The 14,708-nt window shown below is 69.1% G+C and carries 15 protein-coding genes, 2 tRNA genes and 1 pseudogene; 11 read left to right on the top strand and 7 right to left on the bottom strand.

All coding sequences use genetic code 11. From position 1 onward, the window contains the following. The first annotated feature begins 42 nt into the window (after positions 1-42). Both IE157_RS08300 and IE157_RS08295 read left to right on the top strand, forming a co-directional pair. Positions 43-118: transfer RNA gene (locus tag IE157_RS08300), tRNA-Asn, on the top strand. Positions 119-798: 680 nt separating this feature from the next. Further along, the gene (locus IE157_RS08295; protein WP_193519702.1) at positions 799-1,161 is read left to right on the top strand and encodes a hypothetical protein; all 363 of its coding nucleotides are present in this window, start codon (positions 799-801) and stop codon (positions 1,159-1,161) included. Here IE157_RS08295 and IE157_RS08290 read toward each other — a convergent pair. Both IE157_RS08290 and IE157_RS08285 read right to left on the bottom strand, forming a co-directional pair. Next, positions 1,130-1,753, bottom strand: a complete 624-nt coding sequence (locus tag IE157_RS08290) for a response regulator (RefSeq protein ID WP_193519701.1) — start codon at positions 1,751-1,753, stop codon at positions 1,130-1,132. The genes IE157_RS08295 and IE157_RS08290 overlap by 32 nt on opposite strands. Beyond that, positions 1,750-3,033, bottom strand: a complete 1,284-nt coding sequence (locus tag IE157_RS08285) for a sensor histidine kinase (protein WP_193519700.1) — start codon at positions 3,031-3,033, stop codon at positions 1,750-1,752. The genes IE157_RS08290 and IE157_RS08285 overlap by 4 nt, the downstream gene beginning before the upstream one ends. 358 nt (positions 3,034-3,391) lie before the next feature. On the opposite strand from IE157_RS08285, the gene IE157_RS08280 reads away from it, so the two are divergent. Together IE157_RS08280 and IE157_RS08275 are read left to right on the top strand one after the other, a co-directional pair. Next, positions 3,392-4,507, top strand: coding sequence for an ABC transporter permease (locus IE157_RS08280; protein ID WP_193519699.1), 1,116 nt, complete (start codon positions 3,392-3,394; stop codon positions 4,505-4,507). Between the two features lie 44 nt (positions 4,508-4,551). Further along, positions 4,552-5,352: an ABC transporter ATP-binding protein gene (locus IE157_RS08275; protein WP_193519698.1), complete on the top strand. Its 801-nt coding sequence runs from the start codon at positions 4,552-4,554 to the stop codon at positions 5,350-5,352. A gap of 397 nt (positions 5,353-5,749) precedes the next feature. Here the strand turns inward: IE157_RS08275 and IE157_RS08270 are convergent, their stop codons facing one another. The 4 genes and pseudogenes from IE157_RS08270 to IE157_RS08260 all read right to left on the bottom strand — a co-directional run bounded on the left by IE157_RS08270 (position 5,750) and on the right by IE157_RS08260 (position 7,214). Further along, positions 5,750-6,175 (bottom strand): hypothetical protein, encoded by a 426-nt coding sequence (locus IE157_RS08270; protein ID WP_193519697.1) that lies wholly within the window; start codon positions 6,173-6,175, stop codon positions 5,750-5,752. A gap of 90 nt (positions 6,176-6,265) precedes the next feature. Continuing rightward, positions 6,266-6,766, bottom strand: coding sequence for a peptidase dimerization domain-containing protein (locus tag IE157_RS08265; protein WP_240918912.1), 501 nt, complete (start codon positions 6,764-6,766; stop codon positions 6,266-6,268). Between the two features lie 77 nt (positions 6,767-6,843). Further along, a pseudogene (locus IE157_RS13105) lies at positions 6,844-6,912 on the bottom strand (hypothetical protein); the annotation flags it as partial. Positions 6,913-6,920: 8 nt separating this feature from the next. Then, a complete protein-coding gene (locus IE157_RS08260) occupies positions 6,921-7,214 on the bottom strand; it encodes a hypothetical protein (protein ID WP_193519696.1) in 294 nt (97 codons plus the stop codon). Positions 7,215-7,455: 241 nt separating this feature from the next. Here IE157_RS08260 and IE157_RS08255 point away from each other — a divergent pair, with 241 nt between their 5' ends. From IE157_RS08255 to IE157_RS08240, 4 genes are all read left to right on the top strand, one after another. After that, positions 7,456-8,367: a phage holin family protein gene (locus tag IE157_RS08255; protein ID WP_082943366.1), complete on the top strand. Its 912-nt coding sequence runs from the start codon at positions 7,456-7,458 to the stop codon at positions 8,365-8,367. A 240-nt stretch (positions 8,368-8,607) separates the two neighbouring features. Next, entirely contained in the window at positions 8,608-9,558 is a 951-nt protein-coding gene (locus IE157_RS08250; RefSeq protein WP_082943365.1) for a DMT family transporter, read from the top strand. Between the two features lie 22 nt (positions 9,559-9,580). After that, positions 9,581-10,735, top strand: coding sequence for a glycosyltransferase (locus IE157_RS08245; RefSeq protein ID WP_085106655.1), 1,155 nt, complete (start codon positions 9,581-9,583; stop codon positions 10,733-10,735). A 69-nt stretch (positions 10,736-10,804) separates the two neighbouring features. Beyond that, positions 10,805-10,878: transfer RNA gene (locus tag IE157_RS08240), tRNA-Ile, on the top strand. A 30-nt stretch (positions 10,879-10,908) separates the two neighbouring features. Here the strand turns inward: IE157_RS08240 and IE157_RS08235 are convergent. After that, a complete protein-coding gene (locus IE157_RS08235; protein WP_193519695.1) occupies positions 10,909-11,382 on the bottom strand; it encodes a M23 family metallopeptidase in 474 nt (157 codons plus the stop codon). Between the two features lie 511 nt (positions 11,383-11,893). Here IE157_RS08235 and rpsB point away from each other — a divergent pair. The 3 genes from rpsB (at position 11,894) to pyrH (ending at position 14,674) form a co-directional block, all read left to right on the top strand. Beyond that, entirely contained in the window at positions 11,894-12,751 is an 858-nt protein-coding gene (gene rpsB, locus IE157_RS08230; protein ID WP_193519694.1) for a 30S ribosomal protein S2, read from the top strand. 114 nt (positions 12,752-12,865) lie between these two features. Further along, positions 12,866-13,696: a translation elongation factor Ts gene (gene tsf, locus IE157_RS08225; RefSeq protein ID WP_085106658.1), complete on the top strand. Its 831-nt coding sequence runs from the start codon at positions 12,866-12,868 to the stop codon at positions 13,694-13,696. Between the two features lie 201 nt (positions 13,697-13,897). Next, complete coding sequence (gene pyrH / locus IE157_RS08220) at positions 13,898-14,674, top strand: UMP kinase (protein WP_318281396.1); 777 nt, start codon at positions 13,898-13,900, stop codon at positions 14,672-14,674. The last annotated feature ends 34 nt before the right edge of the window (positions 14,675-14,708 follow it).

The raw sequence follows: 14,708 nt of genomic DNA, 5'->3' as shown, positions 1-14,708 counted from the left end.
GGGGCGGTAAAGTATCGTCTCGTTGCGCAGCAGTGCGTACATTCCCCCGTAGCTCAATTGGCAGAGCATTCGACTGTTAATCGAAGGGTTACTGGTTCGAGTCCAGTCGGGGGAGCCACCACGGAGGCCCTCTTCCAGTACGGAAGGGGGCCTCCGTCGTATCCAGGGCGGCACCCGCCTCCGGGAACCGCCGCGGCCTAGTAGACTCGGCGGCTGTTCCGTATGTGCGGCCCACGACTCAGGCGGGTGACCCGGTTCCGTGACTCTGGCTTCTCGCCGATTGTGCGCCGCAGCGGCGCTGTTGTACTCGGTGTGGGTCCTCTATCCGCTCGTGAACAGGGAACTGCACCCGTGGACGTCCTTCGTGTCCGAGTACGTCGTCGCGGACCCCCCGGGGCCACCGTACTGCGAACCGTGGACGCAGAGGTCGGGGTGGTGCTCACCGGGGTGACGGCGTTCTCCTCTGCGCGGCTGCGGACCCTGTGGCGCGCTCTCCCGAACGGTACGCGAGGGACGGACGGGCCCGCGAAGTGATGTCCTCTCGCAATCGCGGTGTGGCTCATCGCCGCGGCCGGTGTGCCCGTCGCCCAGCGGTTGCGCTCACGGGAACTCGCAACGAAAAGGACAACGGTTCCGCGCCGTCGGGCATCGGGGATCATGTCAGCACCCACGAAGTTATGGGCGGCCCCGTACGGATCCTCGATGCGGGCTCCGGGCCGGTCATCGTGTGCTGCTCCGGCGTGGCGTGTGGTGGGCCCCGTCGTGGCCGGGCGACTCGTGCCCGGACGCGGACGCCTCATGCGTTCGTGGCCGCAGCTGCGCGTAGATCTGACATCCCCGAACTTCCTCATGGGGTCCCTGCGGGAACTCGCGGGCTACGTGGCGTGCATGAACCGGTTGCAGGAACTGGCCGCCCATACGCCCCTGGACCCGGAGCTGGACGTCCTGGTGGTGGCCGCGAACGGACGGCTGCCGCGGATCAGGACCACCCGGTGGGTGCGCCATGTGCTCGCCCGGGCCACCTACCTGTCCCGGGAAGCGCCCGTGCACACGATCGTGTTGCGACGACGCAGCGGTCACTTCGTCATGGTGGATCACCCCGAGCGGATCGCCGCGGTGATCGCATCCGTCAGATCAGGTGTTCTTCCCGCGCACGGTTGACCGCCGCCGTCCGGTTGTCCACCCCGAGCTTGTCGTAGATGTGTACAAGGTGCGTCTTCACGGTAGCTTCCGAGATGAACAATTCCTTGGCCAGGGCCCTGTTGGACGCGCCCGTGGCGAGCCCGCGCAGGATCTCGATCTCCCGCGCGCTCAGCGACGTGCCGGGGGAACGCACCCGCTGCATGAGCCGCGCCGTGACGGAGGGGGACAACACGGGGCGGCCCGCGGCGGCGTCGTGCACGGCGGCACCGATGGTCTCGGGCTGCGAGTCCTTGAGGAGGTAACCGGTCGCGCCGGCCTCGAGCGCGGCGACAATGTCCGCCTGGGTGTCGTAGGTCGTGAGGATCAGCACCGGGGGCCCGCCCGCCGCGACAATGCGCCGGGTCGCGTCCAGCCCGCCCATCTCGGAACCCATCTGCAGGTCCATGACCACCACGTCCACGGAGCCGCCCGCGTGGGACAGCATCTCGAGCGCCACGCGTCCGTCCGGCGCCTCGGCGCCGACCACGATGTCACCCACCGATTCGAGCACCGCGCGCAGCCCGGCGCGCACCACGGGATGATCGTCCACGAGCAATACGCGGGTGGTCATGACGAATCTCCATTCGGCAGGGGGCGGGTGGCTTCGGGCGCGGGCAGGGGCAACCGCAGGTTCACAGCCGTTCCGGCGCCGGGTTCGGACTCCACGGTCAGGACGGCCCCGAGCTCGTGCGCGCGGCGTCGCAGGTGGGCCAGTCCGAAGCTGTCGTTGCGTGCGTCGTCGGCGGCGGAACGCGGTCTGAAGCCCGCGCCGTCGTCCACGACGTCCAGCGTCACGGCGTCGTCCCAGCCCGCGAGGGTCACGACGGCGCGTGACGCCCGCGCGTGCGAGGTCACGTTCGCGAGGGTGGACTGCGCTGCCCTTACGAACAGGGTGCGCTGCGGGGCGGGCAGTTCGGGGACGGCACCTTCCACCGTGAACTCGCACGTGAGCGGCGCGCCCACGGCGCGGGCCGCCTCCCGGGTGCGGTGACACACCTCCGCGAGGACGGCGGGCAGGGAGTCACCCGGTGCCGGTGCGGCGAGGTCCCGTACGAACCGACGCGCCTCCGCGAGGTCGGCCGCGGCCGTGTCCTCGATCGTGGCCAGTTGCGCGCGGGCCGCGTCGAGCTCCGCGCGCTCCAGCGAGCGCTGTGCGGCCCGTGAGACTAGCACGATCGAGGTCAGGCCCTGGGCCAGGGTGTCGTGGATTTCGCGGGACAACCGGTCGCGCTCGGCCATGGTCCCCGCGTCCCGTTCCTGGCGCGCCAGCTCAGCTCGCGTGGATTCGAGATCGCGGATCGCGCGCACGTGGCGGCGGGTGTCCTCGTACAGTGCGCGGTACCCGAAGCTCACGAGCAGCGCGACAATCGCACCGATCGCGGGTCCGAGCACCATTCCCGCCGTGAACGCTCCCGGGGCGGCATGTAGGTACTGGGAGAGCACCACGACGCCGGTGAGCACCACGATCGCGACCAGCGCCGCCGCGGTGGGCAGTACCACGGGGCACAGGAAGAACAGGGGGAACGCGACCCACGAGAAGTCCGGGCTCAGCAGGGCCAGCGCGGCCCACAGCGCCGCGATGAGACCGAGCCACCCGGGACCCCACCGCAGGGATTCCCGGCTCGCACGACCCCGCGCCACACGGTTCTCCACCAGGGTCCCCGCGAGGTAGACCGCCGCGAGCAGCACGCTCAGTCCCAGGACGACGGCGATCATCGCCCCGCCGCCAGGGGCCCGGCTCAGGTGCAGCACTGCGCGCACGGCGGCGAGCACCAACAGCGCCGCGAAGCTCACGTGCAACGTGACCCGCAGGGCGCTCAGCACTGCGGGGGTGGAGAGGTCCTCGCGCACTCGGGGGCTCCTTTCCAGGTCGTGCGGTGGACTGGTTGGTCGGAGCGGTGTGCCGGGGACGGCGTCGTCGTCCTGCCCGGGTCCCGGGCGCGGTCGCACGAGTGCGGTGCCCCGACCAAGACGCGGCGTCCCGATCGCCGCGCGGCGATCGGGCGGATGCCGCCATCGGCGAGCAGCGCGCACGGCACGGCCGGGTCTCCCGCCATGCTACGCATGTGACGCGAGTGGCGGATCAACCGATTGGTTGAGCGCGGCATCCCCCGAGGGGCTGGACGGTCTCCACCCGCGGGGCGATCCACCGGCGGCCGCGTCCCGCGAGGCTTGAGGGGAACAGTTTCTCGACCCATCGGAGATCACCATGTACCTGTCCCTACGGGACATCACGTTCGCCAAGGGGCGGTTCGCGTTGCTCGCGACCGTCGTGGCCCTGATCACGCTGTTGCTCGTACTGCTCACCGGGTTGACCAACGGGCTAGGCCACCAGAACACCTCGGCCCTGGAACGGTTGCAGGCGCAGCGGTTCGTGCTCAGTGCCCCGGCGGGGGACGCGTCCGACCCGTCCTTCACGACGTCCTGGATCACCGCGGACGAAACGCGCGCGTGGCGTGACACCGTGGGCGCGCACCACGTGGAGCGGCTCGGCCTCGTGCAGACCACCGCGCGGGCCGGGGACGGGGCGAACTCCTCCGCAGACGCTGCGTCGGCCACCTCCGTGGCCGGTGTCGCGCTCGAACCGGGCTCGCGGCTCGCGCCCGGGCTGAGCGCCGTCAACGGGGTCACCCACCCACAGGACGGCACCGCCGTGCTCAGTGAGACGCTGGCTCGCGAGATGAACGTGGGCGTGGGGGACGCGGTGACCCTGGCCGGCACGTCCCTGAAGGTCACCGGGGTCGTGGCGGACGAGTACTACAGCCACGTGCCGGTCGTGTGGCTCAGCATGGAGGACTTTCCCGCCGTGGCCCACACCGACGACCCCGAGCAGGCCACCGCCCTGGCCCTCACCACGGACACCGTGCCCGAGGGGGTCACGGAGCGCACCGCAACCGTGGCCATGGACACCGGGGACGCCTTCGCGGCGCTGCCCGCCTACGAGTCGGAGCAGGGCTCGCTGCGCATGATGCAGGGCTTCCTCTACGGCATCAGCGCCCTGGTGGTGATCTCCTTCCTGACCGTGTGGACCATCCAGCGCACCCGGGACATTGCGGTGCTGCGCGCTCTCGGCGCGAGCCGTGGTTACGTGGTGCGGGATTCCCTGGTCCAGGCCGTCGTGGTGCTCACGATCGGCGTGCTCGTGGGCGGCGGCCTGGGGATCGCCGGCGGTGCGCTCGCCGGGTCCGCGGTCCCGTTCGTGCTGAGCGCTACGACCATGGCGCTGCCCGTGGCCGGTGTCCTGGCGCTGGGACTGATCGGGTCCGTGCTCGCCGTGCGCCGCGTGTCCACCGTGGATCCGATGATCGCCCTGGGAGGCAACTGAGCATGCATTCCGATCGTCACCCCCGTCACCGCGCAGGAGACCCCATGGACAACCACACCGCAGCGGCACGCCCGGACGGGCCGCATGAGTACTCGACCGACGATCCCGCCCTACGGGTGACCGACCTCTGCCTGGAGTACCCGGACGGCACGGACGAGCAGGGCGAACCCCGCACGGTGCGAGCCCTGGACCGTGTGTCCCTCGAGCTGGCCGCGGGCACCATGACGGCGCTCGTGGGCCCGTCCGGGTCCGGCAAGTCCTCGCTGCTCGCCGTGGCCGCCGGGTTGGTCCGCCCAAGTTCCGGCTCGGTGTCCGTGGCGGGCCGTCGGCTCGAGGAGCTCCCCGAACGCGAACTCGCCGGGGTCCGCCGGGAGCACACGGGCATGGTGTTCCAGCAGCCCAATCTCCTGGCCTCGCTGACCGCCCGCGAACAACTCGTACTCGCCGCGCACGTGGCCGGGGCCAGGGGCAAGGAGCTTGCGCGGGCCCGCGCTCGGGCGGGCGAACTGCTCGCACAGGTGGGGCTCGAGAACTGCGCGGACCGCCGCCCCCATCAGCTCTCGGGTGGGCAGCGCCAGCGCGTCAACATCGCCCGGGCGCTCATGAACTGGCCGCACCTGCTGCTCGTGGACGAGCCCACCGCGGCGCTGGACCACGCGCGGTCCCGCAGCGTCATGGAACTGCTCGCGGATCTGACCCACACCTTCGGCCTGGCGTCCCTCGTGGTCACGCACGACACCGAGTTCGTCCCCCTCGCGGACGCATGCGTGAGCATGCAGGACGGTCACCTGGACACGGAACAGGTCACGACGGCGAGCGGTCGCGCCGCTGCCACCGTGGCCTGACGGTCCCTCTCCCGGCGGGGCTCACCGCCGGGAGTCGGGTCGGCCCGTGGTGCCCGCGGCCGCGTCCACGCCCGCGTGGGGTTCGCCCGGGGGTGTCGTGGCGTCTGCATCGGGCCCCGCCGCGCGCGGACCCTGCGGATCGAGCGGGGCGCGGGGTTCCCGGAGCAGGAACGGAGCGAGACCACCGAGCACGAGCAGTGCACCCAGTACCACGAACGCGGTCGTGTACCCCCCCGGCGTCTACGACGGCGCCGATCACGAACATGATCAGCATGAACACCTTCTCGTTGTTCTCGAACCACTTCTTGACGACGCCGGGCCCGGTGGAGGTGGCGATCCACAACGAGAGCCCGTAACCGAGCATCACGACCATGTACTGCCACCCGGTAGGGGTGATCTAGAACTGTTGCGAGTACATCGTGGCGAGCCAGGTCAGCAGCCCCACGCCCACCAGGTTGTTGAGCAGCAGGCACAGCCCCAGCACCAGGGAGTTGCGATTCTTCCAGGCGTCGAGGATCGAGACGTCCTTCTTCGCACTCGAGTTGGCACCCTCCTCGGTGCTTGCAGCGGCAGAGGACGACGCCGCGCCGTCGCCCGGCAGCTCCGGCGCCGCCGGCACGAGCGTGACGAAGATGCCTTTCTGGGTGCTCGTGAGATTCATGGTCGGGTGTCCGTCGTACGCGGGAGTGGAACGTGGATCATTCAGGGCCATCTGCACCTCCGTGCGCACGCCGGCCTCGAGGGCCTCTTCCCTGATGCCGAACTTGGGGTGGTGGTTCATGTAGGGCAGCCGGTCCTCGGCCGTGCCACCCCCCAGGAACACGAAGCACGCGGGGACCTCCCGCGCGAAGTACGCGAAGTCGTCGGAGGCGGACGTGCCCGGGCCCCAGGAGACTTTGTCCTCGCCCAGGGCCTACACCGCGGCGTCGTAGCCGATCTGCGCGACGTCGTCGTCGTTGACGATCACGGGGTAGCCGTCCGCCCATTCGAACGTGGCCGTGGCACCGTAGGCGGCGCACGTTTCCTCCACGATGTCGGTCGCGCGGGACCCGAGGACCTCCCAGTCCTCGTCCGCGACCGTACGCATGGATACGCCGATCCGGGCGGTGTCCGGGATGACGTCGGGGGCTCCGCCCGCCCAGATCATGCCCACGTTGACCACGTTCATGTGGTCGGGGGCCACGCTGCGGGAGACGATCGTGTTCAGCGCGACCGTGATCTGCGCGGCGACCAGCACCGGGTCCGCACAGTTCTGCGGCATGGGAGCGTGGGAACCCTGGCCCTTGATAGTCGCGAAGAAGCCGCCCGCCACGGTGGAGGTGACACCCTTGCGCGCGGAGATCGTGCCGGTGGCCTGGTTCGCCATGTGCACCCCGAAGATCGCGTCCACGCCCTCGAGCACGCCCTGACCCACGAGCTCCTTGGCGCCGCCCGGGGAGTCTCCTCTGCGTGCTGGAAAATCAGCGTGACGGCGCCGTCGAAACTGTCCGTGAGGCCGCTCAGCACCCGGGCCGTGCCCAGCAGCGTGGCCGTGTGGGTGTCATGACCGCACGCGTGCATGACACCGTTCACCGTGGAGGCGAACGAGTCCCCGGTCTCCTCCGCAAAGGCAGGGCGTCCAGGTCCGCGCGCAACGCCACTGTGCTACCCGGCCCCCGGCCCTGGATCAGTACCGTCACCGAGGTCTCGGTGGGGCGCTCGGGGGAGAGGCCAAAGCTCGGGAGTGTCTCCACCACGAAGTCGGATGTCGCGTGCTCCTTGTAGGACAGCTCCGGGTGGGCGTGGATGCGGCGGCGCCAGTCGATGACGTCGGACGCGGGAGCCTCGATCTGCGGGGCCGTGAACCCTCTCGAAGAAATCACCCAACAATAAGATCTTTTGTGAATCATGCGTGATTCTGAATATAATGCAATGTTGACTTATGTGGAGGAATCTGCTTTCAATGAACGCCTTCAGTTTTCCACAGCCCCCGGTGGTTGACAAGGTCCGAGCCTCGTCACGCCCGAGGTGTCGCGCCCGTCCCTGCCCGCTGGGCGCGCGGCCGAATGGTATTTTGAAATCAGATCAACCGTTCAGCACCACCACGTACTCATCGGAGGCGGCATGAGCCATGCAGTGGACCCCAACAGCGGTCACTCGTCCGGCAGCACCGGGCATTCATCCGGCCACACAGGACACACGTCCGGGGCAAGAACTCGCACCACCACGAAGCCGGGTGCCGCGTCCATCACGGACGTCGTCAAGGTCTTCACCCGATTGCTCCCCAAGCAGCTCAAAGATGAGGCCCAGCTCGCGTTCCTGGAGCTCAAGGAGAAGGGCATCAAGGTGGGCGTGGGCGCCGCGCTCGCGGTGGTCGGTCTCGTGTTCCTGGGCCTCGCCGTCATCGCCTTGATCGGTGCCGCCATCGCGGGCCTGTCCCACGTGATGCCGGCGTGGCTGGCCGCGCTGCTGCTCGCCCTGCTGTTCCTCATCATCCTGGCCGTGCTCGCGCTGATCGGGATCGCCAAGATCAAGAGTGCGTTGCCACTAATGCCCAAGAAGGCCATCTTCGGGCTGCGCTACGACCTCGGTGTGGTCAAGGAGGGCTCCGCGTACAATGAGGGCCGTGTCCAGCGTGAGATGAACGAGACCGAGCAGAAGAAGCAGCGGGAGAAGGAAGAGGCGGCCAACGACCCCAACCAGGTCAAGCCCGTCAAGCCCACCGAGGAGCAGTTGCGCCACCGCCTCAAGCTGCGCCGCGAACACCTCAAGAGCCTGCGCGACGACGCCCAGAACCGCGCCGATTCCGTCCAGGCCGCCACGCAGGGCTTCGTGGGCCGCACCCAGCGCACGTTCACCGAGACCCAGGAGACGGTCAAGCGGACCTTCGCGTCCAAGGGTGGCTCCCAGGGGGTCCGTCCCGCCGGTTCCACGTCCGCCCAGGACGTCCTGAGCGAGCGCTGGCAGCCCCTCGCGGTCGCCGTGGCCGCCGGGTCCGCGTTCCTGGTGTTCCTGCGCAAGCTGCTCAAGAAGTAACCGGGTGCGCGGCTCGCGTGAGTCGCCAGCCGTGCCGGAGGCCGGGTCGCCGTCGTCGCAACCCGGCCTCCGCCGTGCCCGGGGGGCGTCCTCGAGGGCGCGACTCCTCCGGCTCCGGTGCGTCTCATCCGGCGGTATGGGATCCCTCGTGCCTCGGTTCGAACATGCGGTGAACTCCCAGGCCCGCCGCGCCCCCGAGCTCTACGATGAGACCGTGACGGAGGACGTGATGAATCGGTGATGCAGTGGATCGCGGTGGCTCTGGCACTGAGCTCGGCGGTGTGCCTCGCGCTCGGTACGCAGACGCAATCCGTGGCGGTCACCGGGCACACCGAGGGACCGTTGACGCCGCGGGGGCTGTGGCCCCTCGTGCGCAATCTACGCTGGCTCAGCGGACTCGCGCTGCTGGGCCTCGGAACGGTGCTGAACGTCGCGGCGCTCTCGCTTGCGACCGTGACCGTGGTGCAGCCCATCGGGGTGATCGCACTCGTCATCACCACGCTGTTGCACGCCCGGCACCGCCACCTGATCATCAACCGTGGCACGTGGCTCGCCGTAGCCCTGTGCAGCGTGGGTGGAGCCACGTTCGTGGTGTGCGCCGTGATCGGGACGGATCCCACCCACGTACCCGGAACGCGTGCCGAGAACACGGTGGTCGCCCTGCTTGTGGGCCTCGTGGTGCTCATCGGTGTGTGCGAGCTATTCGTGCGCCGGCACCGGATCAGCATGTTCTACGTCTTGGGAGCGGGGCTCCTCTACGGCTTCGTGGCCGTGCTCGTCCGGTTGACCGCCACCACCATCACGTCCAGCGGGTTCGGGGACATCCGGTGGACCAGCGTGCTCATGATCGTGGTCGCCGCTGCGCTGGGCGGGTGGATGGTGCAGTGCGCGTATTCGTGCGGACCGCCGGATCTCGTGATCGCCGGGCTTACCGTGGTGGACCCCATGGTGGGTGTGGCCCTGGGTCTCGTGGTCCTGGGAGAGGCCGGTGACTCCTTCACCGGGGCACTCGGCACGGCCATGGGGCTCGCGGGTCTCGTTGCTATAGTCGGCGTGGTCGTGCTCTCGCGACACCACCCCGAGGTCCTGCAACGCCGGGCGGCCGCACGCGCCCAGCAGGACGCGGTGACCAGCGGGGCGGTTGCGGACACGGCGACACCCCGACGAACCGAACGCGCCACCGATCGCTGATCCCCCTACGGAACACAAGGCCTTGAGAATACTGATCACCGCTGAGACCTATCCGCCCGACATCAACGGTTCCGCGCAGTTCGCCCGCCGCCTCGCGCGCGGCATGCTGGAACGGGGTCATGAGGTCCACGTCGCAGCACCCATGCCCACGAGCGGCCCGTCCCGGATCATGGACGACGCCGGGGTGACCGAGCACCGGTTCCGCTCCCACCACGCGTTCACCCACCCCTACTTCCGGTTGTGCTTCCCGTGGGAGATCGTGCGGGAGGTCGCGCGGTTGTTCGACGACGTCCGCCCGGACGTGGTCCACGTCCAGTGCCACTACATCCTGGGCCGGCTCGTGGTCCGTGAGGCCGTGCGCCGTGGTGTCCGGGTCGTGGGGACCAATCACTTCGTCCCCGAGAACATCGAGCCGTTCCTGCCGTTCCCGCAGTGGTTCGTGCGCGGCTACCGCAAGGTCTCGTGGTGGGACATCGCCCGCGTGTACGGCCGCTGCGACGTCATCACCGCACCCACGCCGCTCGCGGTGCGCACCATGGTCGACAACGGTGTCCCCGATCGGGCGATCGCGGTGTCCAACGGGATCCAGGCCGGTGACTACGAAGCCGCCGCGGGGGAGCAGATCGAGCACCCGGACCACCCGATCGTACTGTTCTGCGGACGCCTGGCCGTGGAGAAGAATGTGGACGAACTCATCGAGGCCGTGGCCCTGATCCCGCGGGAGAAGAACGTTCACGCCGAGATCGTGGGGGAGGGGGAACAGCTGGACCGGCTCGTGAAACTCGCACACGAACACGGTGTCGCGGACCGGGTCCACTTCCTGGGGTTCCTCACGGACGAGCAGCTACGCACGGCCTACCTCCGCGCGGACGTGTTCTGCCAGCCCGGGACAGCGGAACTGCAGTCCCTCGTGACGCTCGAGGCCATGAGCGCCTCGACCCCCGTGGTGCTCGCCAACGCCCGCGCGCTGCCCCACCTCGCGGACGAGGGGCGCAACGGGTACCTCTTCTCCCCGGGCAATTCCGGGGACCTCGCGACCAAGCTGCAACTGGTCCTCGATGCCCCGCCCGAACAGCGGCGGGCCATGGGCGAGCGCAGCCGGGACATGGTGTCCCGCCACTCCTTCGCCAAGACATTGGATACGTTCGAGCGGCTCTACACCGGCGCGGAGTCGTGACGGGCCCTGCGACGCCGCGCATGCGGTAGCGTAGGGCGGCGACCTCGACATCCGTTCGCGGTCGCACAGGGGGCGGTAGCTCAGCTGGTCAGAGCAGAGGACTCATAATCCTTTGGTCGTGGGTTCAAGCCCCACCCGCCCTACAGGACATGCCACGCCGGCTCACTGTGGTCTCACTCACCGGGGACCGGCAACAACACCGACGGCCGCAGGTCCGCCACGAATAGCAACGGGTTCACGTACTCCCCGTTCTCCCGCACACCCCAGTGCACCGCATCCCCGCCCGGGCCGTGGCCGGGAGTGGCCACGTTGGCGATCACCTGCCCCCGGCTCACCCGGTCACCCACTCGCACGGACGAGGACACCGGCTCGAATGAGGACTTGTGCCCCTCGCCATGGTCCACCGTGAGGACCTCCCGGTCCACGACGACACCCACGAAACTCACGACCCCGTCCTGCGGTGCACGTATCGGCGTGCCCGGGGGAGCGTGTAGATCCACACCCCGGTGGCCGGGCAGCCACTTCTGTGCGGGAGCCTCGAAATGCCGGCTCACCGACGGGCGCGGGGACACGGGCCAGGCCCAGTCGGGAGAGGCCCACGCCGCGGGGTGGGTCAGCAGCGAGCCAAGCGCGAGGACCGCGGCCATCACAGCGCAGTACACGGCGTGGTGCGGGGACCGTCCGGGCGGGCGTGCGGGAAACGGCGGGTGCACGGGAATGGGTGGGACCGTTGGAACGGGTGGGTGACGAGGAATGGGCGGGGCGGCGTCGTCGTGACCGGAGGAACACATGACGACAGCGTGCGGCAGCCCGGTCCGAAGGGGCGGGGAGGCGCTCCGATGTGGAGCGAGGACGCCGCGCGATGCTGTATCCTACAGGGTGCAGTCACTCTGCCATTGGTTCACCGTGCCCGCTCGAGGGTGCGCGCCAATGCGGGATGGCTGACTTCGCGCGCGAGGGAACCCACGGCGGACATGGTCCGCCCGGGTGCGTGGTCCTCGGTCCGAGGCCCCGGTTACCGGGTGGTCGCGGTATGGAACCACGGGAGCCTGCTCCACGAGTAGGACTCACGAATTGCGCCAGGGACCGGCACGGCCGGTCGACAACCGTAAACACCGAGACGGCCCGCGGGCCGTCCATTATTCATGAGGAGACGACATGCCTGTCGTTACCATGCGCCAGATGCTCGACAACGGCGTCCACTTCGGCCACCAGACCCGTCGCTGGAACCCGAAGATGAAGCGCTTCATCTTCACCGAGCGCAACGGCATCTACATCATCGACCTTCAGCAGTCGCTGGGCTTCATCGACAAGGCCTACGAGGCCGTCAAGTCGACCGTGGCCCACGGCGGCACCATTCTCTTCGTCGGCACCAAGAAGCAGGCGCAGGAAGCGATCGCCGAGCAGGCGACCCGCGTGGGCATGCCCTACGTGAACCACCGTTGGCTCGGTGGCATGCTCACCAACTTCCAGACGGTCTCCAAGCGGATCGACCGCATGAAGGAACTGGAAGAGGTCGACTTCGACGACGTCGCCGGCTCGCAGTACACCAAGAAGGAATTGCTGCTGCTGCGCCGCGAGAAGGAGAAGCTGGAGCGCACGCTCGGCGGCATCCGCAACCTCACCAAGACCCCGTCCCTGGTCTGGATCGTGGACACCAAGAAGGAACACCTCGCGGTGGACGAGGCGCAGAAGCTCGGCGTGCCGATCGTCGCGATCCTCGACACCAACTGCGATCCGGACGAGGTCGCGTTCCCGATCCCGGGTAACGACGACTCCATCCGCTCCGTCTCACTGCTCACCCGCGTGATCGCCGACGCCGTGGCCGAGGGCCTCATGGAGCGCAACAACGGCAAGTCCAACGCCGTCGAGGAGCCCATGGCCGAGTGGGAGCGCGAGCTGCTGGAACAGCACAAGGAGCAGACCGCCGAGCAGGCGGCCCCGGCCGAGCAGGCCGCGCCCGCCGCCGAGCAGCCCGCCGAGACCGAGCAGAAGGACGCCCCCGCCGCCGAGTAAGGCCGGTGAGCGAGTTCACCTTCCATTCTTCCCGGTGACCCATCGTGGTGACCGGAACCGTGCCGGGCGTCCTGAGGCGTCCGGCACGGACGAACCGACAACAGAGGAGTTCACATGGCGAACTACACCGCTGCCGACATCAAGGCCCTGCGCGAGCGCACGGGTGCCGGGATGCTGGACGTCAAGAAGGCCCTGGATGAGGCCGACGGTGACGCCCAGAAGGCCCAGGAGATCATCCGCGTCAAGGGCCTCAAGGGTGTGACCAAGCGCGAGGGTCGCTCGACCGCCGAGGGCATCATTGTGGCCCGCACCGAGAACAACGTGGGCTACATGGTCGAGGTCAACTCCGAGACCGACTTCGTGGCCAAGTCCGCCCCGTTCGTGGAGTTCGGCAACAAGGTGCTCGACGCCGCCGTGGCCTCCGACGCCGCGGACCTCGAGTCCCTGCTGGCCGCCCAGGTGGACGGCAAGACCATCTCCGATCTCGTGACCGAGACCGGTGCGCTGCTGGGCGAGAAGGTCGTCGTGCGTCGTGTGGCCCGTGTGGCCGGTGACCACGTGGCCGTGTACCTGCACAAGACCTCCAAGGACCTGCCCGCCCAGGTGGGTGTCCTGCTGGCCGTGTCCGGTGCTGACGCCGAGACCGCCGCGCACGACGTTGCCGTGCACATCGCCGCGATGTCCCCGTCCTTCCTCTCCGAGGAGGACGTCCCCGCGGAGACCGTGGAGAACGAGAAGCGCGTCGCGGAGGAAACCGCTCGCAACGAGGGCAAGCCCGAGAAGATCATCCCGAACATCGTCCAGGGTCGCCTGAAGGGCTACTACAAGGACGTCGTGCTCGTGGACCAGGACTTCGCCAAGGACGCCAAGAAGTCCGTGGGCCAGGTGCTGTCCGAGGCCGGCGCCACCGCCACCGCGTTCGCGCGGTTCCGCGTGGGGGCCTGAGCACCCGTTCGCGGGGTCCCGCGTGCGCCGAGCACGTGAGGCCCACAGCGACGTCTCGACGGGAGACCGTCGCGCGTCCCGCACTGACGCGGCGGGGCACCACTGGGGGACCGGGGGTGCCCCGCCGCTTCTGTATGCTGGAGGGCGGTCTGCCAAGGGCGGGCCGCCTCAAGACCACGAATCGGCCCCCCGGGAGGATCCATGCCCAGCATCATCGAATCGGAACCCCAGGACGGGGCCCTCGGCGGGGACCGGCAGCTGCGGCGCACCGAACCGGCGCGTCGCAGGGTCCTGCTCAAGCTCTCGGGCGAGGTCTTCGGTGGCGGCAGCGTGGGCGTGGACACCTCGGTGGTGCGTGAGATCGCCGAACAGATCGCCGCGACCGTGGGCCGCGTGGAGACCTCCGTGGTGGTCGGTGGCGGCAACTTCTTCCGCGGCGCGGAGCTCTCCCAGGCCGGGATGGACCGTTCGCGCGCCGACTACATGGGCATGCTGGGCACCGTGATGAACTGCCTGGCGCTGCAGGACTTCCTGGAGCAGTGCGGCGTGGACACGCGCGTGCAGTCCGCCATCAAGATGGAGCAGGTCGCGGAGACCTACATCCCCCGCCGTGCGATCCGCCACATGGAGAAGGACCGCGTGGTGATCTTCGGTGCGGGTGCGGGCCTGCCCTACTTCTCCACGGACACCGTGGCCGCGCAGCGCGCCCTGGAGGTGCACGCGAGCGAGGTCCTCATGGCCAAGAACGGTGTGGACGGCGTCTACACCGCGGACCCGCGTAAGGACCCGGACGCGCAGCGTCTCGCGAGCCTCACATACGACCAGGCAATCGCGCGGGACATCCGCGTGATGGACCAGACCGCGTTCGCGCTGTGCCGCGACAACAACGTGACCATGCGCGTGTTCGGCATGGAGGGCGCGGGCAACGTGACCCGCGCGGTGCTGGGCGAGGAGATCGGGACCCTGGTCACCCCGTAAGGTCTCGCGGGCCGTCGCATCGCGCGACCAGCCA

This window comes from Kocuria marina (genome assembly GCA_014652975.1).
GTDB lineage: Bacteria > Actinomycetota > Actinomycetes > Actinomycetales > Micrococcaceae > Kocuria > Kocuria marina.
The sequence above is the reverse complement of the archived record's forward strand: the minus strand, read 5'-3'. Positions and strand labels throughout refer to the sequence as shown.